At 64.6% G+C, this 20,543-nt stretch carries 16 protein-coding genes; 6 read left to right on the top strand and 10 right to left on the bottom strand.

The window, feature by feature from the left end; translation table 11 throughout:
- Nucleotides 1–32 precede the first annotated feature (32 nt).
- Both WIN67_RS18060 and WIN67_RS18065 read left to right on the top strand, forming a co-directional pair.
- Complete coding sequence (locus WIN67_RS18060) at nucleotides 33–1,448, top strand: aminotransferase (RefSeq protein WP_339069731.1); 1,416 nt, start codon at nucleotides 33–35, stop codon at nucleotides 1,446–1,448.
- 77 nt (nucleotides 1,449–1,525) lie between these two features.
- On the top strand, nucleotides 1,526–2,404 hold the full coding sequence (locus WIN67_RS18065; protein WP_339069733.1) for a response regulator transcription factor: 879 nt from the start codon (nucleotides 1,526–1,528) through the stop codon (nucleotides 2,402–2,404).
- A gap of 117 nt (nucleotides 2,405–2,521) precedes the next feature.
- Here the strand turns inward: WIN67_RS18065 and WIN67_RS18070 are convergent, their stop codons facing one another.
- From WIN67_RS18070 to WIN67_RS18080, 3 genes are all read right to left on the bottom strand, one after another.
- Nucleotides 2,522–3,562 (bottom strand): ABC transporter substrate-binding protein, encoded by a 1,041-nt coding sequence (locus WIN67_RS18070; RefSeq protein WP_339069735.1) that lies wholly within the window; start codon nucleotides 3,560–3,562, stop codon nucleotides 2,522–2,524.
- Nucleotides 3,563–4,110: 548 nt separating this feature from the next.
- The gene (locus WIN67_RS18075; protein WP_339069737.1) at nucleotides 4,111–5,058 is read right to left on the bottom strand and encodes an AEC family transporter; all 948 of its coding nucleotides are present in this window, start codon (nucleotides 5,056–5,058) and stop codon (nucleotides 4,111–4,113) included.
- A complete protein-coding gene (locus tag WIN67_RS18080) occupies nucleotides 5,051–6,298 on the bottom strand; it encodes a pyruvate carboxyltransferase (RefSeq protein ID WP_339069738.1) in 1,248 nt (415 codons plus the stop codon). The genes WIN67_RS18075 and WIN67_RS18080 overlap by 8 nt, the downstream gene beginning before the upstream one ends.
- Before the next feature lie 389 nt (nucleotides 6,299–6,687).
- Between WIN67_RS18080 and WIN67_RS18085 the strand changes: the two genes are divergently transcribed.
- The 3 genes from WIN67_RS18085 (at nucleotide 6,688) to WIN67_RS18095 (ending at nucleotide 10,177) form a co-directional block, all read left to right on the top strand.
- Nucleotides 6,688–7,836 (top strand): PatB family C-S lyase, encoded by a 1,149-nt coding sequence (locus tag WIN67_RS18085; RefSeq protein WP_339069740.1) that lies wholly within the window; start codon nucleotides 6,688–6,690, stop codon nucleotides 7,834–7,836.
- A gap of 272 nt (nucleotides 7,837–8,108) precedes the next feature.
- Nucleotides 8,109–9,167, top strand: a complete 1,059-nt coding sequence (locus tag WIN67_RS18090; RefSeq protein ID WP_339069742.1) for an aromatic ring-hydroxylating dioxygenase subunit alpha — start codon at nucleotides 8,109–8,111, stop codon at nucleotides 9,165–9,167.
- A gap of 59 nt (nucleotides 9,168–9,226) precedes the next feature.
- Nucleotides 9,227–10,177: a PDR/VanB family oxidoreductase gene (locus WIN67_RS18095; protein WP_339069744.1), complete on the top strand. Its 951-nt coding sequence runs from the start codon at nucleotides 9,227–9,229 to the stop codon at nucleotides 10,175–10,177.
- A 6-nt stretch (nucleotides 10,178–10,183) separates the two neighbouring features.
- On the opposite strand, the gene WIN67_RS18100 is transcribed toward WIN67_RS18095, so the two are convergent.
- The 6 genes from WIN67_RS18100 to mdlC form a co-directional block, all read right to left on the bottom strand.
- Nucleotides 10,184–10,897: a GntR family transcriptional regulator gene (locus tag WIN67_RS18100; protein ID WP_016966916.1), complete on the bottom strand. Its 714-nt coding sequence runs from the start codon at nucleotides 10,895–10,897 to the stop codon at nucleotides 10,184–10,186.
- A 229-nt stretch (nucleotides 10,898–11,126) separates the two neighbouring features.
- Nucleotides 11,127–12,383 (bottom strand): OprD family porin, encoded by a 1,257-nt coding sequence (locus WIN67_RS18105; RefSeq protein WP_339069746.1) that lies wholly within the window; start codon nucleotides 12,381–12,383, stop codon nucleotides 11,127–11,129.
- 121 nt (nucleotides 12,384–12,504) lie between these two features.
- Entirely contained in the window at nucleotides 12,505–13,980 is a 1,476-nt protein-coding gene (locus tag WIN67_RS18110) for an aldehyde dehydrogenase family protein (protein WP_159893162.1), read from the bottom strand.
- A gap of 154 nt (nucleotides 13,981–14,134) precedes the next feature.
- Nucleotides 14,135–15,058, bottom strand: a complete 924-nt coding sequence (locus WIN67_RS18115) for a 2-dehydropantoate 2-reductase (protein ID WP_339069749.1) — start codon at nucleotides 15,056–15,058, stop codon at nucleotides 14,135–14,137.
- A 38-nt stretch (nucleotides 15,059–15,096) separates the two neighbouring features.
- Nucleotides 15,097–16,488, bottom strand: coding sequence for an MFS transporter (locus WIN67_RS18120; RefSeq protein ID WP_159893158.1), 1,392 nt, complete (start codon nucleotides 16,486–16,488; stop codon nucleotides 15,097–15,099).
- Nucleotides 16,489–16,570: 82 nt separating this feature from the next.
- Entirely contained in the window at nucleotides 16,571–18,157 is a 1,587-nt protein-coding gene (mdlC, locus tag WIN67_RS18125) for a benzoylformate decarboxylase (protein ID WP_339069751.1), read from the bottom strand.
- Nucleotides 18,158–18,273: 116 nt separating this feature from the next.
- Here mdlC and WIN67_RS18130 point away from each other — a divergent pair, with 116 nt between their 5' ends.
- Nucleotides 18,274–19,170 (top strand): LysR family transcriptional regulator, encoded by an 897-nt coding sequence (locus tag WIN67_RS18130; RefSeq protein WP_123394407.1) that lies wholly within the window; start codon nucleotides 18,274–18,276, stop codon nucleotides 19,168–19,170.
- Nucleotides 19,171–19,203: 33 nt separating this feature from the next.
- Here the strand turns inward: WIN67_RS18130 and WIN67_RS18135 are convergent, their stop codons facing one another.
- Complete coding sequence (locus WIN67_RS18135) at nucleotides 19,204–20,529, bottom strand: MFS transporter (RefSeq protein ID WP_123394408.1); 1,326 nt, start codon at nucleotides 20,527–20,529, stop codon at nucleotides 19,204–19,206.
- Between the last annotated feature and the right edge of the window lie 14 nt (nucleotides 20,530–20,543).

The following is a 20,543-nucleotide window of genomic DNA, read 5'->3' on the forward strand; positions in this document are numbered from 1 at the left end:
TGCGTCCAATGGTTCAACCCGAGGTGAAGCCCATGGCCATCCAACCCGAAGCCTTTTTTCAACAGTTCGACGACCCACAACTGGTGGCCGCCGACAAGGCCCATTACATGCACGGCTTTCATATGTTCGACGAGCACCGCGAGCAGGGCTCGCTGAACATCGCTGCCGGTGACGGTGCCTATATCTATGACACCGCCGGCCGGCGCTACCTGGATGCGGTCGGCGGCATGTGGTGCACCAACATCGGCCTGGGCCGTGAGGAAATGGCTGAAGCGATTGCCGATCAGGTACGGCAGTTGGCCTACTCCAATCCGTTCTGCGACATGGCCAACGTCAGCGCCATCCAGCTCTGTGAAAAACTCGCCAGCCTGGCACCGGGGGACCTGAACCACGTGTTCCTCACCACTGGCGGCTCCACTGCAGTAGACACCGCCTACCGCCTGGTGCAGTTCTATCAGAACAGTCGTGGCAAGCATGAGAAGAAGCATGTGATCTCGCGGATCAATGCGTACCACGGCTCGACCTTCCTGACCATGTCCATCGGCAACAAGGCCGCCGACCGAGCTCCCGAATTCGACTTCATGAGCGACCTGTTTCACCACATCTCCTGCCCCAACTACTACCGTGCCCCGGCAGGTATGAGCGAGGCGGATTTCCTCGATTTTCTGGTGGCCGAGTTCGAGGACAAGATCCTCACCATCGGCCCGGACAAGGTGGCCGCCTTCTTCGCCGAACCCATCATGGGTTCCGGCGGAGTAATCATTCCTCCCGAGGGCTATCACCGACGGATGTGGGAAATCTGCCAGCGCTACGACCTGCTGTATGTCGCCGATGAGGTGGTGACCTCGTTCGGTCGCCTGGGAACCTTTTTCGCCTCGCAGGACGTGTTCGGCATGCAGCCGGACATCATCACCACCGCCAAGGGCCTGACCTCGGGCTACCTGCCCCTGGGGGCCTGCATTTTCTCCGAGCGCATCTGGCAGGTGATCGGCGAGCCGGGCAAGGGCCGTTGCTTCACCCACGGTTTCACCTACAGCGGGCACCCGGTCAGTTGCGTCGCGGCGCTGAAGAACATCGAGATCATCGAGCGGGAAAACCTGCTGGCCCATGTCGAGGATGTGGGGGCCTACATGGAGCAACGCCTGCAAAGCCTGGCGGAGCTGCCCCTGGTCGGCAATGTGCGCTGCAAGCGGCTGATGGCCTGCGTCGAGTTCGTCGCCGACAAGCACAGCAAGAGCCTGTTGCCGGAGGCCCTGAACATTGCCGAACGCATCCACCTGCGAGCCCAGGCCAAGGGCTTGCTGGTGCGTCCCATCGGCCATCTCAACGTCATGTCGCCACCGCTGATCATTACCCGCGCGCAGATCGACGAGATTGTCGATACCTTGCGCGAATGCATCCTCGAGGCTGCAGCCGAGCTGCGCCGTGACGGCCAGTACCTGGGTTGATGAATCGACAACGGGCACCGACAGCACTGCGAATCGGGGTCTTACCCGGCCTGCGCCCGGCAGTTAAACTGCCGGGCATGAGCGCATCTGCCAATCCCCCCAACGCCCCACTATCCCTCGATGCCCTGCAGGCCTGGCATGCCGGCTTGGCCAAGGCATTCGAGAGCGTGGACGATGAGGCCTTCCTCAGTCATCTGGCGGCAGCGCTGAATGCCCTGACCCCCATCGAATCCATGATGATCAGCCTGGAACGCAAAGGCTTGCCACCCCAGTTGCTGCATGAGCAAGGCATTGTCGGCACGTACCGCGACGAGATCATCAACCGCTATTTCTCCCGCGGTTACCTGCTCGACCCCTTTTGCCTGGCGGTGGAAAACGGTCTGGCGGAAGGTTTCTACCACCTCTCGGAAATCGCCCCGGACGACTTCTTCGCCAGCGAGTACTACAAGACCTACTACCTCAAGACCGGGGGCGCCGAAGACAGTTACTACATCGTCGACCTCGACCCGCACAGCAAGATCTCCCTGTGCATGTTCCAAGGCTTGAGTGGCGCACGCTTCGCCAGCGAACCCTTGGCGCTACTGCGGGCGGTGGAGCCGCTGGTGCGCGAGCTGATCCGTCGTTTCGGCAGTGCCGGCGGCCTGCAGCAACTGGTGCGGCACGCGACTCAGGGTTCGCTGCCGGCCCTGGCACCGGCCGACCTCAACCAACAGATCGAAGCCGCCTTCATGAGCTTCGGCACTCCGCTACTGACGGTGCGTGAACGGGAGATCGCCCACCTGATCCTGCGCGGTCACTCGGTGAAATCCACGGCCAAGGTGTTGGAAATCTCTCCGGAAACCGTGCGCATGCACCGTAAGAATCTCTATACCAAGCTGGCCATCAGTTCCCAGGCGGAGCTGTTTTCGTTGTTTATCGACTGGCTGACCCAGCGCCCTCAAGCCCCCGCCCATTGAGCCGACGGGTGTGTCCAGCTCGCCGCCGCCCCGGCAACGTCGTCAGATCCCGGAAATCGGACCAGGGCCTGCACAGCTTGTGCAGGCCCTTTTTTCCTCAGTGCATCAGTGATGCATTCAACGGGCCGCCCAGGCGTTGAAGCGCTGCTCCAGCTCCTCGCCATGGTCGACCCAGAACGCCGCATCCACCGCCCGCGCGCCCCGCAGGTTGGCCTCGTAGGTCGGCAGTTGCTGCTGCACCGCCTCAGGCAACAGGGGCAGTGCCTGACGATGCACCGGTCCATAGGGAATGTTCTGCGAGAACACCTTCTGCGCCTGGGGCTGGCTGGCGAACAGGATGAAATCTTCGGCCAGGGCCTTGTTCGGCGAGCCTTTGACTACCGCCCAGTACTCCGGATCGTACAGGCTCTGGGGCCAGAGGATACTCAACTGCATGCCCTCCTTCTGGGCCATGGCAATGCGTCCGTTGTAGGCCGCGCTCATCACCACATCACCGGCCACCAGCCATTGCGGAGGTTGAGCCCCGGCTTCCCACCACTGGATGTAGGGCTTGATCTGATCCAGCTTGGCAAAGGCCCGGGTCACGCCTTGCGGGGTGTTGAGCACCTGATACAACTGGGCCGGCGCCACACCGTCCGCCAGCAGGGCGATTTCCAGGGTGTACTTGGCGCTCTTGCGCAAACCGCGCTTGCCGGGGAAGTCCTTGAGGTTCCAGAAGTCGGCCCAGGACCCGGGCGCCTTGGCCAGCTTTTGCGGAGCAAAGGCCATGACCATCGACCAGACGTAGGTGGCCACGCCGCACTCGCTCAGGGTGCCCGGGACGAACTGCGCCGGATCACCAAAGCGAGCCAGGTCCAAAGGTTCGAACAAGCCCTCGTCACAGCCGCGCAACAGCTCCGGGCTCTCCACTTCGACCACATCCCAGCTGGTCTTGCCGACATCGACCATGGCCTTGATCTTCGACAGTTCACCGTTGTACTCCCCCGCCAACACCCGGGCCGCCCCGCTCTGGTTGAAGGGTTGGAAATAGGCTTTTTCCTGAGCCTGTTTGGTGGCTCCGCCAAAGGAAATGACGGTGAGATTCTGCGGCTGGGCCGAAGCCCCGGCGCACAGCAGAACCCACGACAATGCAACGCCGCAACGCAAGGTGTTGGACATGAAACCCATCCTCAAAGAAAGCCGGCTCGCCCGCACGAACCCGCACAGCAGGAGCCTGGAAGCGACCGTATTCACGGGCGGTACTGCACCAGGCACTACGAGTCTTGGTCAGCGGTGCAAGGCGCCTGGCAGCAAAGGCCGGGTAGCCGGATCGTCACCGTTGCGGGCTCTGTGGCCCCGTTCGCTTGGAGTGTTTGCAACCGGTCCGGGGTGAGCGGACGCGGTCTTGCTCGAATGGCGGTTCATCGCTTGCTCCCTGTTGTTTTTGTAGGAAGAACAAATCGATCGGCAGTGCATCGCCGCAGGTGCCCGTGGCAGTCGGGCAGGCTTATGCAGGGGTTCATTGTTTCCATAACCCGGAACGTTGCGAAACGAGGTTTTTGTGAGGCACAGGCAAGGGAAAAGCTGCTTTGCGGGAAGCTGCTGCAGGTTTTCGCAGGGATCATCAGCCCTGCAGCGAACGCCGCAGGACAGGCAAACAAAACACCCCGCAAGCGCCTAACGCTTGCAGGGTGCAATGGCCGGTCATGTGCCGGCAGGCTTGAGCATCAGTCCAGCACGACCAGCAACCCCGAGATCACCCCGATGCCCATCACCGCGGAGAGCAGCATGCTGCTGGAGACCTCCGTCTCATAGGTCTTGTAGCGCGACGCCAGGATGAAAACGTTAACCGCCACCGGCAACGCCGCCATGATCACCGCAATCTTGATCAGAAAGTCGCTGAGGCCAAACACGTACCGGGCGGAAACGAACACCAGCACCGGCAGCACCACCACCTTCAACAGTGCCAGCGCCAGGGCGTCGCCCTTGATCAGGCTCTGATTGCGATGCACGGCAAAGGCGGCGCCCAGGGCTACCAGGGCCAAAGGCCCGGTGGCGTTGGTCATCTGCGTGGCGAAAATCTGCAGCGGACTGGGCAACTGCCATTGCAGGGCAATGAACAGCACGGCCAGCAGCACCGCCAGGATCAGCGGGTTGGTGACAATGGAACGGGTCGTGGTGAGCAGCACGCGGCCGATATCCGGCTTGGCCTGCACCTCCTGTTGCGCGGTGAGCTCCATGATCAATGCGCCACCCGCCAGGATCACCAGGTTGTCGGCCATGGTGATCATCAACGTTGGCAAGGCCGCCTCATCGCCAAAGGCCATGACCATCAGGGGCAAGCCCATGTACCCCACCACCCCCGAGATGGACGACAACCCACGCAGGCCGGCTATGCGCCCATTGCCGCCCCAGATCAGCCAGCCACCTACCGCAGCGATGATGAAGGTCACCAGGCAAGCCAGGTAGTAGGCGCTGAGCAGCCCCCAATCCAGCTCGCCATGGTCCCGAGCGCCCAGGGTCTTGATGAAAATGAAGCATGGCAGGAACAGCCAGAACACGACGCCCACCAGGCCCTTTACCGTTTCCTTGCCGATGACCCCGATCCGCACTATCCAATAGCCGGCGAAGATCATGGCAAACAACGGCATCACCACCGTAAAGACCTTATCCATGAGCAGCATGCCCCCGAACAATCCACCGTTCGGCATACTGCGCCAGTTGCCGGGGGGTGTAGGTCGAGGCGCGGTAGAAATCCATCACCCCGCCCATGACCCGCCGATAGTGGGACTCGATGTCCTTCATCGAGGCCCGCATCTCCACTTTCAGGCTCTCCACTATGGGCCACAGGTCCGCATCGGCCATCGTCGCCACATTCAGCCCTGCCGTTGAATAGTGTCTCAGGGCCTGGCGAATGGTTTGCGGATGCAGGCCGACATAGTTGACGAAGTAACTCTTCTCATCCTGAGTTTCAAGAAAGTCCGGAATATTCAGAACACCGTAATTGGAAAGTGTTTCCAACTTGCCACTCACCGGCCGATAAACACTGGGCACTTGCAAGAAGGCGTCTTCACACTGATGAGCTGCATCGATCAACTTATCCAAATCAAGTTCACAGGAGCCCAGACTTATATTATTGGTCTTGCACAACTTGGCCACTTGTTCCAAGGGCGCAATACCCGATCTATTGCCAAAACCGGCGAGCGCCCCTTCAACCATCTGAAAGCCCGAGTGAATGGCTTGCATGGTATTGGCAAGGGCCAGTCCGTTGTCGTTATGGGCATGCAGGCAAAACACCAGCCGGGGGTAATCCTTGACCAGCTTCGAACACAGCCACTGGGTCACATGGGGCTGCAGCGAGCCCACCGAATCGTTGATCCTGATGATCTCCACCCCCAGGCTGGCAGCCCAGTCGATTTGCCGGCAGATTTCGCCATAGCGCGGCTCAGACACGCCCTGGCGAAAATTATTGAGCACGCTGGCCTTGAATCGGACGGCACCGATGCTGCGGAACGCCTCGATGGCCCGCTCGAACTCCCGCTCGCCCTGTCTGTAGGTGATCATGCCGAAGCTGAACACGGTGTCGGCGATCCACTGGCGATGTTGCTGGCGGGACTGGAAGTAAGCGAAAGCAGTCTCCCAGCAGTTGAGCAGAATGATGAAGGTGGCGCGGGTATCGGCGGGCAGTTCATGGGCTTCCCGGGCCTGATGCAGACGGTCCCAGACCAGCGGCTCTTCAGGCCCGCAGCCCACCACGAAATCTCTCAAGCCTGCTGCTGCCATGGACTTGAGAAGCGCCACCTTGGCGTCCACGGAAATGGGAAAGGCCGTGCGTTCAATTCCTTCCCGAAGGGTTTCATCCACTAGATAGGGGACCGAATAATCACGATAGCGAATTCCACTTTCAGCCGTCATTGTCCTGCTCCTTGGCGGTTCGATTATTGTTATACCCACTTAGGTTTAAACCTTGAACAACTCCAATAACCGCCACACCATATAACACCAACTAAAAAACACAACCTAAGACAATCCTTAAAAAATCCAGAAACAAACAATGACAAATAATCAGAAAAAAGTGCCTTGACACAAACCCCATAAAACAAAAGAAAAACAATACTCCGCTTTAAATAAACACCCGTTTCAACTTCTATATTTCAGCCTGCAAACAACCCACATTGTTCGCACCCACTCCCTCACCTTGAATCCCCCCTTTGCCCGGGCCTGGCCCAACCCAGCCTGCCGGCCACCCTCAGGGAAGGCTAGAATCCCTCCACCTTCCCCATGCGATTCGACGAGACCCGCTCATGAGCTTCGATTTCGATACCCTGCATCCGCGCCAGGGCACCGGCAGCACCAAATGGAGCCGCTACCCCGAGGACGTCCTGCCCATGTGGGTGGCGGACATGGACTTTGCCGTGGCGGACGGCATTCTCCAGGCCTTGCACCAACGCCTCGAGCACCCGCTGCTGGGCTACAGCGTGGCCCGGGATGAACTGCGCGAAGCCGTGGTCGCCGACCTCTGGAACAAGTACGCCTGGCGCGTGCAGCCCGACGAGTTGATCTTCCTGCCCGGGGTCGAACCCGGGTTCAACATGGCCCTGCACGCCTTCGTCCAGCCCGGGCAAAAAGTGCTGGTACAGACCCCCAACTACCGCCCGCTGCGCATGGCCCCGGACAACTGGCGCCTGGACAAGGTCGAAGTGCCGTTCCAGCTCACCGAGCAAGGCACCTATGTCACCCCCATGGACGCACTGCGCCAGGCCTTGCAAGGTGCTGGCGCGATGCTCCTGAGCAACCCCCACAATCCCTTGGGCAAGGTCTTCCCCCGGGAAGAACTGCAAGCCGTGGCCAACGCCTGCCTGGATCAGGGCGCACTGATCATTTCCGACGAGATCCATGCCCAGCTGTGCTTCGACGGACGCCGGCATATTCCCACCGCGTCCCTGAGCCCGGAGATCGCCCGGCGCACCATCACCCTGATGTCGGCGAGCAAGGCCTACAACATCGCCGGGATGAAGACCTGCTTCGCCATCGTCCAGGACCCGGCCACCCGCCTGGCCTTCAACAACGCCCGCGCCGGCATGGTGGACAGCGTCAGCCCCCTGGGCCTGGAGGCGACCCAGGCCGCCCTGACCCACGGCGGCCCCTGGCTGCAGGCGCTGCTCGGCTACCTGCAGGACAACCGTGACTACCTGCTGCACGCGGTGCAGACCCGCTTGCCGGGCATCCGCATGCACGCCCCACAAGGCACCTACCTGGCCTGGCTCGACTGCAGCGAGCTGGGGCTGGACGATCCCCACGACTACTTCCTCAAGGAAGCCAAGGTCGGCCTCAGCGCCGGACTCGAGTTCGGTGACGACTGCGGGCAATTCGTGCGCCTGAACTTCGGTTGCCCGCGGGCCATGCTCGAAGAAGGCATCCAGCGCCTGCAGGACAGCCTGCAACGGCGCTGAGCGCCCCACCTCCCACAGCCGCCTCCCGCTACCGCAGCCGCCAGACTCCCGCCCCTGGCGCTGCGCCCTGCCTGCACCACGCCACACGCCGCCCCGCCCCGACCCTGGCGCGAACCATGCCCAGCTACACGCTCAATGGATCCATAAACCTAAAAGTCCCGATAAACAGCCGATTACCGAACACTAAATCAACGTATTTGTTTGACACCATCAGAGCGCGAACCATTTAATGGATCCATTAAATAAAAACAACAAACGCCTGGAGAGACGTCATGTACCCCAAGAATGCCTGGTACGTTGCCTGCACCCCCGATGAATTGCAGGACAAGCCCCTGGGCCGGCAGATCTGCGGCGAACGAATGGTGTTCTACCGCGCCCATGAAGGTCGGGTCGCCGCCGTCGAGGATTTCTGCCCCCATCGTGGCGCCCCGCTGTCGCTGGGTTATGTCGAGAACGGCAACCTGGTGTGCGGTTACCACGGCCTGGTGATGGGCTGCGACGGCAAGACCGTGGAGATGCCCGGCCAACGGGTTCGCGGCTTCCCCTGCAACAAGACCTTCGCCGCGGTCGAGCGCTACGGTTTCATCTGGGTCTGGCCCGGCGATCAGGCCCTGGCCGACCCGGCGCTGATCCATCACCTGGAATGGGCCGACAACGATCAGTGGGCCTATGGCGGCGGGTTGTTCCACATCCAGTGCGACTACCGGCTGATGATCGACAACCTGATGGACCTGACCCACGAAACCTACGTCCACGCCTCCAGCATCGGCCAGAAGGAGATCGACGAGGCGCCACCACAGACCACAGTGGACGGCGATCAGGTGGTCACCGCCCGGCACATGCACAACGTCATGCCGCCGCCCTTCTGGCGCATGGCCTTGCGCGGCAACCAGCTGGCCGACGACGTGCCGGTGGACCGCTGGCAGATCTGCCGCTTCAGCCCGCCCAGTCATGTGCTGATCGAAGTCGGCGTGGCCCATGCCGGCCACGGTGGCTACGACGCCCCTGCGCAGTACAAGGCGTCGAGCATCGTGGTGGATTTCATCACCCCCGAAAGCGACACCTCGATCTGGTACTTCTGGGGCATGGCGCGCAACTTCAATCCCCAGGACCAGGCGCTCACCGAGAGCATCCGCGAAGGCCAGGGCAAGATTTTCAGCGAAGACCTGGAGATGCTCGAACGCCAGCAGCAGAACCTGCTCGCCCAACCCCAGCGCAGCCTGCTCAAGCTGAACATCGACGCCGGCGGCGTGCAGTCGCGACGGGTGCTGGAACGCCTGATCGCCCAGGAGCGCGAGCCCCGAGAAGCGCTGATCGCGGCAAGCCGTTAAGCCCTCCCCCGAACCCGACAGGCTGGTGGCGCGGATGCCGCCACCGGCGAGGACCGATGATGATCGACGTACTGGTGGTCGCGCGCCACGACGAAGCCCTGGACATCTGCAGCTTCGAACTGGCCACGGCCGACGCAAGCCCCCTGCCCGCCTTCAGCGCCGGCGCCCATATCGACGTGCACCTGGCCAACGGCCTGGTGCGCCAATACTCCTTGTGCAACCACCCCGAAGAACGCCACCGCTACCTGATCGGGGTGCTCAAGGATCCCGCCTCGCGAGGCGGCTCAAGCAGCCTGCACCAAGAGCTGCAGGTGGGCGCGCGCCTGCGCATCAGCGCGCCGCGCAACCTGTTTGCCCTGGCCCCCGGCGCGCGGCGCAGCCTGCTGTTCGCCGGCGGCATCGGCATTACCCCGATCCTCAGCATGGCCGAGCAACTGGCCCACAACGGCGCGGATTTCCAGCTGCATTACTGCGCGCGCTCGGCCGAGCGCGCAGCCTTTGTCCAGCGCCTGCGGCAATCGCCTTTCGCCGAGCGGGTCAGCCTGCATTTCGACGAACAGCCCGAGACTGCCCTGGATATCGCTCACGCCTTGGCCGAGCCACAGGATGATGTGCACCTGTATGTCTGCGGCCCCGGCGGTTTCATGCAATACGTGCTGGACAGCGCCCAAGCCCTGGGCTGGAAGGAACACTGCCTGCATCGCGAATATTTCAGCGCCGCGCCCGTGGACCACAGCGCCGATGGCAGTTTTGCGGTCAGGCTGGCCAGCAGCGGACAGGTGTTCCAGGTGCCGGCCGATCGCAACGTGGTCCAGGTGCTGCAGGACCAGGGCATCGAGGTGGCGATTTCCTGCGAACAAGGGATCTGCGGCACCTGTCTGACCCGGGTGCTGGAGGGGGTGCCGGAGCACCGCGACCTGTTCCTCACCGAGGACGAACAGGCGCGCAACGATCAGTTCACGCCCTGCTGCTCCCGGGCCAAAACCCCGTTGCTGGTGCTGGACCTCTAGCGCCACTCACGGCGAGGGCAGGATCAGCTTCATGCGCTCATCGGCCAGCGCCGAGCCGAAGATCTCGGCGTAACGCAAGGTGGCGTTGGCATGCTCGCGCATCAGCGCTTCGGCCCGCGCGCCCTGGCCGTTGACCAGGGCGTCGAACACCGAGTGATGCTGCATATGGGCGTAGTTGAAGCGCCGGTATTCCCGGGCCATGTCCTGGCGATCCACCGCCAGGGCGGTGACCGAGGCGAACGGCAGATGGTCGTTTCGCGCCAGGGCATCGGCGATCGCCGGGTTGCCGCTGCCCGCCACGATCACCTGGTGAAAACGCATATTGAGGTCGTGATAGACCTCCAGGTCTTCCTCGTTGACATAGCCCTTGTCGAACAGCGCATCGCCCTCGACCAGACAGCGCTCAAGGATCGCACGGCCCTCGGCCGACAGCCCGCGCTCGGCGGTCTGGCGCGCCGCCAGGCCTTCCAGCACACCACGCACCTCCACCGCCCCGGCGATGTCCTCGGCGCTGACCGAGCGCACCTGAAACCCGCGGCCACCGAAACGCACCAAGAGGCCTTCCTGCTCCAGGGTGCGAAAGGCCATGCGCACTGGCATGCGCGACACCCCGAAGCGCTCGGCGGTCGGCACTTCCATCAAGCGCTCGCCTGCCGCCAGCTCGCCCGAGGCGATCATCTTGCGCAGCGCGACCAGCACCGTTTGACCGGGTTTACTCATGCGGGCAGCTTCCTGAAAAAACGGGCGGCCATCATAACGCAGAGCCCACCACAACACGCATCCCGACACACCCTGTAGCCGCTGCTGAGCCTGCGAAGCTGCGCAAAGGTCCGCAGGACCTTGCCTGACGATCTCCCGCCGAACCTCCAGCGCCCTTGGAATCGCCGCGCCTGCTGCGTCGGAATGCCGCCCAAGCCGTTCGCAGCCTTCGGCAGCGGCTACAGGTTTTTCACAACGACAGCGGGTAACTGACGATCAACCGGGTCTGGTCGAAGTCGCTGTTGAAGCTGCGCCGGTTGGTGGCGTTGTTCAGCCGCAGGCTGAGGTTCTTCAGGCTGCCGCTCTGCAGGGTGTAGCCGATTTCGGTATCGCGCTCCCACTCATGGCCATCCTTGCCGGCCTTGGTGGTGGCGTTGTCGCCACGCCCGTAACGCACCATGGCCAGTAGCCCGGGAACCCCGGAAGCGGCGAAGTCATAGTCGTAGCGCAGTTGCCAGGAACGCTCGCCGGCGTTGCTGAAGTTGCCGTTGAACATGTCGTTGCCCAGGGTCCGGCCGCTGCTGCCGTAGACCGACATCCAGGGGCTGTCGCCACTGACCTTCTGCACCCCCAGGTACAGCGTGTGCCCGGCCCTCGCCGCGGAGAACAGGCCATAGGCGGTGTGGCTGTCGATGCGGCCGATGCGCGCGCTGCCATCGTCGCGATCGATGAAGTAACCCAGGTTGCCCCCCAGCACCCAATCGCCCACCGGCTGTTTGTGCTGCAGGTTGAAGTAGCTCTGGCGGTAGATGTCCTGCAGTTGCGAATGCCAGGCGCCGAACAGGGTGCGCTGCTGGTTGAAGCGGTAGTCGGCACCCACATAGTTGAAACCATCGGACTTCACCCCAGGCGCGGCCCAGGCCGACAGGTCCTGCATGTCTGACGAGTTGCGCAGGCTCACGGCCCGGTACTGCCCGGCCTGCAGGCCCAGGCCGTCAATCTCGCGGGACACCAGCATGGCCCCGCGAAAGGTCTGCGGCAGCAGGCGGCCATCGTCATAGCGCAGCAGCGGCACATCCGGCAGCAGTTCGCCGAGCTTGAACTCGGTGGCGGAAATCCGCGCCTTCAAGGCCGCCCCGGCGCGGCCGAAATTATCCGCGGCGCGGCCATCGTCGTGCACCGGCAGCAACTCCGAACCGCTGACCTGGCGGCTGCTGTCGAGCTTGAGGCCGAACAGGCCGATGGCATCCAGGCCAACCCCCACGGTGCCTGGGGTGTAACCAGAACTGAACTTGAGGATGAAGCCTTGGGCCCACTCCTCGATCTGCCCCTTGGGCGCGTCGTGGTCGCGAAAATCCCGGTTGAAGTAGTAGTTGCGCAACAGCAGGTCGGTCTTGCTCCCCTCGAAGAAACCACTGTCGTCGCCAGCCCAGGAAGGGCCGCACAGGCCCGCAGACAGGCAAGCCCCGACCAGGGAACGGCACAGCATCGGATGACGGGTGTTCATTATTATTGTTCTCCGCTTTGCATAGGCGCAGCCGTGCCCCGACAGGCCGGCAACGGCCCGTCCACTCACGGATGCGCAAAAAACCCGGCCTGGGCGGCCGGGGGTTATTCAGAGGGCCGGATCAGAAGGGATACTGACGCGGCCGGTGTTGCAGGCTGATCCAGTGGTCCCGGGTGAATTCGTCGATCGCCCAGTCGCCGTTGAAGCGCCCCAGCCCGGAGTTCTTCTCGCCCCCGAAAGGCGCGTTGGCCTCATCGTTCACCGGCACATCGTTGATGTGAGTCATGCCGGCGCGCACCTGGCGGGCGAAGTTCACCCCGCGTTCCAGGTTGCCGGTGAACACCGCGCTGGACAGGCCAAACTCGCTGGCATTGGCCAGCTCCAGGGCATGGGCTTCGTCCCGGGCGCGCAGCAGCCCCACCAGCGGGCCGAATATTTCATGGCGCGCCAGGTCCATGTCGGCGCGCACCTCGCCGTACACATGGGGCGCCAGCAGATTGCCGTTCGCACCGCCCTCGTACAGTGGCTCGGCGCCCTGCTCGCGGGCCAGGGCGATCTTGTCCTGAAGGCCCTGCAACTGGCGGGCGTTGATCACCGGGCCGATCACGGTCTCCAGCGATTGCGGATCACCCACCTTGAGCTGCTTGACCCGGGCCACGAAGCGCTGGGCAAAGGCGTCGTACAGCCGTTCATCGACGATGATCCGGTTGATCGCCATGCAGATCTGCCCCTGGTGCAGGAACTTGCCGAACACCGCGGCGTTCACCGCTTGCTCAAGGTCAGCATCGTCGAGCACCACGAACGGGCTGTTGCCTCCCAGCTCCAGAGCCACATGCTTGAGATGCTCGCCACCACTGGCGATGCGGCCGATACCGCGCCCCACCGGGGTCGAGCCGGTGAAGGTGATCAGCGCCGGCACCGGGTGCTCGACAAAAGCATCGCCAATCTCGCTGCCGGCCCCCACCACCACACTGAACACCCCGGCGGGCAGCCCCGCTTCCTCGAAGATCCTGGCCAGCAGCAGGCCGCCGCACACCGGGGTATCGCTGGCCGGCTTGACCACCACCGCGTTGCCCAGGGCCAGGGCCGGGGCGATGGAACGCTGGGTCAGGTGCAGCGGGAAGTTCCACGGGCTGATCACCCCCACCACCCCCAGGGCGCTGCGGTAGACGCGGCTTTCCTTGCCTGGCACATCGGACTCGACAATCCGCCCATGGACCCGCGCCGGGAACGACGCTGCCTCCAGGGTAATGGCCCGCGCCGCGCCCCATTCGGCCAGGGCCTTGATCCGCGTGCTGCCGGATTCGCGGATGATCCAGTCGACGATCTCTTCCTGGCGCTGGTCGAAGATCGCCACCGCCCGATGCAGCACCGCCGCGCGCTGCGACGGGCCCAGGGCCGCCCATTGCGGCTGCACCTGGGCGGCCTTGGCATAGGCCGCATCCAGGTCGCTGCGGTTGGCCTGGGCCACTTCCAGCAACAGCGCGCCGTCAAACGGATTGGTCACCGCCAGGGTCTTGCCGACGGCACCGGCGCGCCACTGTCCGGCGATGGGTTGCAGATGCAGATCGCGATAGACCGCGTTGGATTCACTCATGAAAAATCTCCTCATGGAACAGCATGCATAAACCGATGTGTCACCCAAAAACCGGCTTGTATGGGCGCGGGCTTGTGTAGGAGCTGGCTTGCCAGCGAAGACGCCCGCAAGAAACACACAAGACCCAAGGCCCTCTTCGCCGGCAAGCCGGTATCTACACGGCAGCGCGTTGTTCGATCAGCCGCAGCAGACCGAGCAGGGTTTCGGTGTGGGGCACCGCCACCCCCGCCTCTCGCGCCCGGGCCACTACCTGGCCGTTGATCGCGCCGATTTCCGTGGGCCGCCCGGCCAGCACGTCCTGCAGCATCGAGGGCTTGTGGGTGCGGTGGTTGGCCATGGCAAAGGCCACGCTATCCAGGCAGCGCTGGGCATCCAGCACTATCCCCCGGGTGCCGGCCACGGCCACCACCTCCATGACGATGGCCCGGGCCAGCGCCACGCCTTCCGGCGCCACGTCCAACTGGCCCACGGTGCAACCAGTGGCCGCGCACAGGCTGTTCAAAGCGGCGTTGAAGGCGACCTTCTCCCAGATCGAAGTCCAGACCTCGGGGTCCACCGCGCAGTTGAGCCCGGCCGCGTCCAGCACCGCCGCCACCTCTGTGCTGGCCTGGCGCTCACCCTCGTCGAGGGCCAGCATCCGGACCATGCCCTGGCCGTGGGAATGCACCTGCCCCGGCCCGACCATGTCGGCCGGCCAGTTGGTCATGCCGATCAGCACCTGCCGCGGGGCCACATGCCGCGACAAGGCTTCGGCGTTGCCCAGGCCGTTCTGCAGGGTCAGCACCCGGGTGTGCCCGGCGATATGCCCGGCCACACTGCGCAAGGCGCTGTCGGTGTGCAGGGTCTTGGTGAAGACCAGCAACAGGTCCGGGTGCCCGCTGGCCTGTTCCGGGCGGCAAGCATTGAGGCCGGTGATGCGCCGCTCGCCGTGGTCGGTCGCCAGCAACAGGCCATCGCGCTGGATCGCCGCAAGGTGCGCGTCATTGATGTCCAGCAGCGTTACCTGCTGCCCGCTTTCCGCCAGCAGGCCGCCAAACAGCGAACCCATGGCGCCCGCGCCGAGAATGGTGATGTGCATCGAACCTCCTGATTGAATGGCCGTTTCAAGGACTGCGTTCATGACTGGCCCGGCAGGCGCCGGGGAATGTGCCGGCGCACGATCAGCAGCGCGAGCAAGGCCATGAGCATCACCGAGCCCAGCAGAGTCAGGTACCCATGGGCCCCGCCCTGGGTGATCACCAGGGCCCCGGCGAAGGCACTGAGGATCGCCCCCAGGCGCCCGAAGGCCAGGGCCGAAGCGGTGCCGGTAGCGCGCACGCCGGTCGGGTAGATGAAGGCGCACAGCGCGTACATGGTGGACTGCACCGCATTGACGAACAGGCCGTGCACGCCGAAACCGAAAATCAGCAGACCGGTGTTCTGGTGGATATCCACCACCTGCAGCAGGAAGGCGCTGGCCGCGCCCCCGGCACAGCAGATCAGCAGCGGCCAGAACGAGCCCCAACGGGTGATGGCCAGCGCACAGACCAGCGCACCGATGACCCCGCCGAGGTTGTAGGCGGTCAACCCGGAACCGGCCACCGACAGCTCCAGGCCTTCGGCCAGGAGCATGGTCGGTAGCCAGCTGAAGGCGCTGTAGACCGCGGTCAGGCACATGAAGAAGGCCACCCAGAGGGCCAGGGTGTCGCGTCCGTAGCCCTGGGCGAACAAGGCGCGGAAACCGCCCTGCTTCTCGCTCTTCTGCTCCAGGGCATCGCTGTAGCTCACCCCCGAGGCCATGGGCCGCCCCATGCGCCCCAGCAGGGCGTTCAACTCAACCCAGCGCTGCGGTCGACGCGCCAGGAAACGCGGCGACTCCGGCAGCGTCGCCAGCAACACGAAGCCCAGCACGATGGGCAGGCTGCCACCAATGAAGAACAGCGTGCGCCAGCCATACAGCGGCAACACATGGGACGCGAACAGCCCCGCCAGCATCCCGCCCAGGGGCACGCAGACAATGGTCGCGGTCACCGCCAGGGTGCGCCGCCGCGCCGGGGTGAATTCGGCCGTCACCGTGGTCGCGCTGGGCAGCGCGCCACCGATGCCCAGCCCGGCGATAAAGCGCAGCACCGCCACCGCCAGCGCATTGGGCGCCAGGCCAATGGCGCAGGTGGCCGCGCCGAACACGAACACGCTGGCGATGACCGCCATGCGCCGGCCGAAACGGTCGGCGAACAGCCCGGCACAGGCACTGCCGATGCCCATGCCGATGAGCCCGGCCGCCACCGCCGGGGCGAACGCCTCGCGGGTGATGCCCCACTCCTTGATCATCAGCGGAATGGCGAAACCGATCAGTTGGCCGTCGAAGCCGTCCATGACGATGGACAGCGCCGCCAGGAACACCACCAGCTTCTGCATGCCGGTGAAGGGGCCATGGTCGAGCAAGGTGCCGATGTCGGCATGGGAGGCAGCGGAGCGCGCCGGCTGGGGCGCATTGTCGATCGCTGCAATGACCGTAGTCGTGTTCATAACCACCTCTTTTTATTCTTCTGGTGAGTCCGCAAGCTGCGGTGGGCACGGCCGGGCAGCTGGCCCGGCAACAAGACAGTCCTCAGGGTTCGATGGTCAGGGTCGGCACCTCGATCAGCACCGGGCGCTGGCCCGCCAAGGCCGCGCTCAAGGCCTCGGCAAATTCCTCGCGGGTATTGGCCTTCACCGCGTGCACGCCATAGCCGCGGCCGATGGCGCAGAAGTCCAGGCCGGGCACATCCAGCCCCGGTGCGTCATCGACCTGCAGGACATCGGCGAACCAGCGCAAGGCGCCGTAGGTGCCGTTCTTGAGGATGATGAACACCACCGGAATCTGGTACTGGGCCGCGGTCCACAGCGCGGTGATGCCGTAGTTGGCCGAGCCGTCGCCGATGATGCCGATCACCCGCCGCTCGGGCCGGGCCAGTTGCACCCCCACCGCCGCCGGCAGGCCGAAGCCCAGGCCACCAGCCGCCGGAAAGTAGTAACTGCCGGGTTCACGCATCTCCACCCGCTGCCAGAAGGCACCGACGGTGGAGGTGGATTCCTTGACGTAGATCGCGTCCTTGGGCGCCAGCTCGTTGATCACATCGAACACGGTTTCCGGGCGCAGCAGGCCGCCGCTTTCCGCGACCGGCGCAGGCGCTGGCAAGGCTGCCGGCTGCGGCCGGTCGCACTCCGGCAGCGCCCAGACCAGGGCCTGCAAGGTCTCGGCGATGTCCCCCACCAGCGCATCGCCCATCGGCGCCCGCGCCGCCTCGGCCGGGTCGCAGGTGATGTGCAGCAGCTCAGTGCCCTCGGGCAGGTAGTCCCCCGGGGCGAACTGGTGATAACGGAACACCGGGGCGCCCACCACCAGGATCAGGTCATGCTCCGCCAGGCAGCGACTGATGCCGGCGATGGCGGCCGGCAGCACCCCGCGAAAGCTCGGGTGGCGGGTCGGAAACGGGCAGCGGGACGCGGACGGCGCGACCCAGGCCGGCATACCGAGTCGTTCCGCCAGTTGCACCGCCAGGTGGTTGCTCTGGCTGCCGTCCACATCCGGCCCCAACACCAGCACCGGGTTACGCGCCGCCGCCAGGCGCTGCACCAGATGGCGCAATTGCGCCGCCGCGGGCAGCCCGGCGCTGGCCACCTGCCGCCGGGCCAGATGCTCGACCCCGGCCGGTGCCGGACGGGCCCAGTCGTCGTAGGGAATCGACAGGTACACCGGGCCCTTGGGCGCCTGGCTGGCCATATGGATGGCCTGGCTCAGGGCCCGGGGCACATCCTCGGCGCAAGCCGGTTCATGGCTCCACTTGACCAGGGGCTTGGGCAGCTGTGCGGCATCGACATTGGCCAGCATGGCTTCGACACCGATCATCGAACGCACCTGCTGGCCGGCGGTGATCACCAGCGGGCTGTGGGAGTACCAGGCATTGGTCAGCGCCCCCATGCCGTTGCCGGTGCCCGCCGCCGCGTGCAGGTTGACGAAGGCCGGCCGGCCACTGGCCAGGGCGAAGCCGTCGGCCATGCCGACCACCGCGCCTTCATGCAGGCCGAGGATGTAGCGGAAGTCTTCAGGAAAGCCCTTGAGAAAGGGCAGCTCGTTGGAACCCGGGTTACCGAACACCGTGGTCAGGCCGTGTTGCCGGAGGATGTCGTAGGAAGCGCTATGGACGGTTTTCATAGGGACCTTTGCCGCTGCTTTTTTAGAATTTGAGTTACTCTTGCAGCCGCGATGAAATTGATCAAATCGATACTATTTTTATTAAAAATAAGATCCATCTATATCCATGAGGCAACATGAGCCACATCGATCTGAACCTGATCCGCACCTTCGTCACCCTCTATGAGGCCCGCAGCGTGACCCTGGCCGCCGAGCGCCTGTTCGTCACCCAGCCCTCGGTCAGCTACGCCCTGGCGCGGCTGCGCGAGCTGTTCGACGACGGCCTGTTCAGCCGCACCCGCGACGGCATCCAGCCCAGCCAACTGGCCGATGAGCTGTACCCGCCCCTTCGCCAATCCCTGACGCGGATCGAAAACACCGTGCACAGCACCCGCCGCTTCGACCCGGCCACCACCGAGCGACGCTTTCGCATCGCCCTCTCCGACCTCGGCGAAATGGGTTTCTTGCCGCTGATCCTGGCGCGCCTGAACCAGCAAGCGCCAGAGGCCGAAGTCGAGGTCCTGCCGTTGCAGGTGGATCAGGCCGGCGAATGGCTGAGCAGCGCCAAGGTCGACGCGCTGATCTGCCGCAAGCCCCTGACCGGCACCCGCAGCCAGGTGCTGATCCGCGAGCGCTACGTGTGCCTTCTCAGCGACCGCCACCCGCGCATCGGCACCCAGCTGAGCCTGGAGCAGTTCCTCGCCGAGCGGCACATCGCCGTGACCCGCACCACCGGCCACGGCAGCGTCGAGGACGTGCTCAAGCAGATGAACGCCAAGCGCCGCATCAGCCTGCAGGTGCCGCACTTCTCGGTGCTGCCCAAGATCCTGCCCGGCACCGACCTGCTGGCGGTGCTGCCGGCGCAGATCGCCCGCCTGTTCATCCTTGAAGGCGGCCTGCAGCAACTGGATCTGCCGTTCCCGGTGGGGGAATTCGACGTGTCCCTGCACTGGCACCCCAACAGCGACAGCTCCGCCGCCCTGACCTGGTTCCGCCAGACCGTGGCCGCGGCGATCATCGACGGCCAGTCTTGAAGCGGCGCCCGCTGCCGCTTCCAGTCTCGCGGGCTAGGCCAGGGCTGCCTGCGCCTGCGGCGACGCCGGTCGCAGCCACAACAGGCAACCGGCCGCCAGCACGAAGACCACGGCAAACACCCCATACAGGTGCAGGGGCTGCCAGCCGGCATCCAGCAGCACCCCGGCCACCGTCGGCGAGACAATCGCGCCAATGCGCCCGATGCCGATCCCCCAGCCCACCCCGGTAGCCCGCACCGAAGCGTCGTAGACCACCGGCGACAAGGCATAGAGCCCGGCCACGCAGCCGTTGGCGAACAGCCCGATCAGTAGCCCCAGGCCCAGGGCCGCGGCAATCGACGAAGCACTGCCGACAAACAGCACCAGGAGCCCGGCGGTCACCAGCATGAACAGCGACAGCACCCGGGTCAGCGGCCAGCGCGAGGACAAGCCGCCGATCAGCGCCGCGCCGAAGATCCCGCCGACACTCAGCAGCACCCCGCCGGTGATCCCCTGCTGCGCCGAAAGCCCAGCGGCCACCAGCAGTTTCGGGGTCCAGCTCATGACGAAGTAGAAGCCGAACATCACCAGGAAAAACAGCAGCCAGATCAGCAGCGTGGTGCGCCGCATCGGCCCGGCGAACAGCTGGCCAAAGCCACTGACAGCGCCCTCCTCGCGCAGCGCCGCAGCGGGCAGCCGCGCCAGTTCCGGGTGGCCCAGGCGCTGGGCCAGGCGATTGACCCGCAACAAAGCGTCGGCCGGGCGCCGGGCCAGGAGAAAGTCCAGGGATTCAGGGAGCCAGAGCAGCACCAGAGGGATCACCAGCAAGGTGACGATGCCGCCAAACACAAACACCGAGCGCCAGCCCCAATGGCTCAGCAACCACACCGCCAGCAAGCCGCCCAAGGTTGCCCCCAGGGCATAGCCGGTGGATTGCAGGCTCACCGCCAACCCACGCCAGCGACGGCTGGCGTATTCGGCGGCGATCACATTGCTGCTGGCCAGGATGCCGCCGATGCCCAGCCCGGTGAGGCCGCGCAACAGCGCCAGTTGTAAGGGGCTGTGGCTGGTGGCCGAAAGCAACATGCCGACACCGGACAGCAACAGGCACCCCAGAATCAGCGGCCGGCGGCCGAAGCGGTCGGCCCAGGGCGCGATAAACAGCGAACCGGCGGCCATGCCGAACAACCCGGCACTGAGCAGCAGGCCGACCTGCGCGCCATTGAGCTGCCACTCGGCAGACACCGAAGCGGCGGTGAAGGCCATCACCAGCACATCGAAGCCGTCGATCATGTTGAGGACGATGCAGATGCCGATCGCCAGACACTGGAAGGCGCCCATCGGGCCCTGGTCGACCCGTTGCTTGAGATCGTGGTTCATGGGCGCACCTGCCG

Source organism: Pseudomonas idahonensis (assembly GCF_037903935.1).
GTDB classification, from domain to species: domain Bacteria; phylum Pseudomonadota; class Gammaproteobacteria; order Pseudomonadales; family Pseudomonadaceae; genus Aquipseudomonas; species Aquipseudomonas danubii.

What these genes read in the sequence shown, in the direction of transcription:
- WIN67_RS18120 (WP_159893158.1), bottom strand. Translation starts at nt 16,488, where the DNA reads ATGAACACGACTACGGTCATTGCAGCGATCGACAATGCGCCCCAGCCG.
- WIN67_RS18130 (WP_123394407.1), top strand. Translation starts at nt 18,274, where the DNA reads ATGAGCCACATCGATCTGAACCTGATCCGCACCTTCGTCACCCTCTAT.
- WIN67_RS18065 (WP_339069733.1), top strand. Translation starts at nt 1,526, where the DNA reads ATGAGCGCATCTGCCAATCCCCCCAACGCCCCACTATCCCTCGATGCC.
- WIN67_RS18070 (WP_339069735.1), bottom strand. Translation starts at nt 3,562, where the DNA reads ATGTCCAACACCTTGCGTTGCGGCGTTGCATTGTCGTGGGTTCTGCTG.
- WIN67_RS18135 (WP_123394408.1), bottom strand. Translation starts at nt 20,529, where the DNA reads ATGAACCACGATCTCAAGCAACGGGTCGACCAGGGCCCGATGGGCGCC.
- WIN67_RS18090 (WP_339069742.1), top strand. Translation starts at nt 8,109, where the DNA reads ATGTACCCCAAGAATGCCTGGTACGTTGCCTGCACCCCCGATGAATTG.
- WIN67_RS18060 (WP_339069731.1), top strand. Translation starts at nt 33, where the DNA reads ATGGCCATCCAACCCGAAGCCTTTTTTCAACAGTTCGACGACCCACAA.
- mdlC (WP_339069751.1), bottom strand. Translation starts at nt 18,157, where the DNA reads ATGAAAACCGTCCATAGCGCTTCCTACGACATCCTCCGGCAACACGGC.
- WIN67_RS18095 (WP_339069744.1), top strand. Translation starts at nt 9,227, where the DNA reads ATGATCGACGTACTGGTGGTCGCGCGCCACGACGAAGCCCTGGACATC.
- WIN67_RS18085 (WP_339069740.1), top strand. Translation starts at nt 6,688, where the DNA reads ATGAGCTTCGATTTCGATACCCTGCATCCGCGCCAGGGCACCGGCAGC.
- WIN67_RS18080 (WP_339069738.1), bottom strand. Translation starts at nt 6,298, where the DNA reads ATGACGGCTGAAAGTGGAATTCGCTATCGTGATTATTCGGTCCCCTAT.
- WIN67_RS18105 (WP_339069746.1), bottom strand. Translation starts at nt 12,383, where the DNA reads ATGAACACCCGTCATCCGATGCTGTGCCGTTCCCTGGTCGGGGCTTGC.
- WIN67_RS18110 (WP_159893162.1), bottom strand. Translation starts at nt 13,980, where the DNA reads ATGAGTGAATCCAACGCGGTCTATCGCGATCTGCATCTGCAACCCATC.
- WIN67_RS18075 (WP_339069737.1), bottom strand. Translation starts at nt 5,058, where the DNA reads ATGGATAAGGTCTTTACGGTGGTGATGCCGTTGTTTGCCATGATCTTC.
- WIN67_RS18115 (WP_339069749.1), bottom strand. Translation starts at nt 15,058, where the DNA reads ATGCACATCACCATTCTCGGCGCGGGCGCCATGGGTTCGCTGTTTGGC.
- WIN67_RS18100 (WP_016966916.1), bottom strand. Translation starts at nt 10,897, where the DNA reads ATGAGTAAACCCGGTCAAACGGTGCTGGTCGCGCTGCGCAAGATGATC.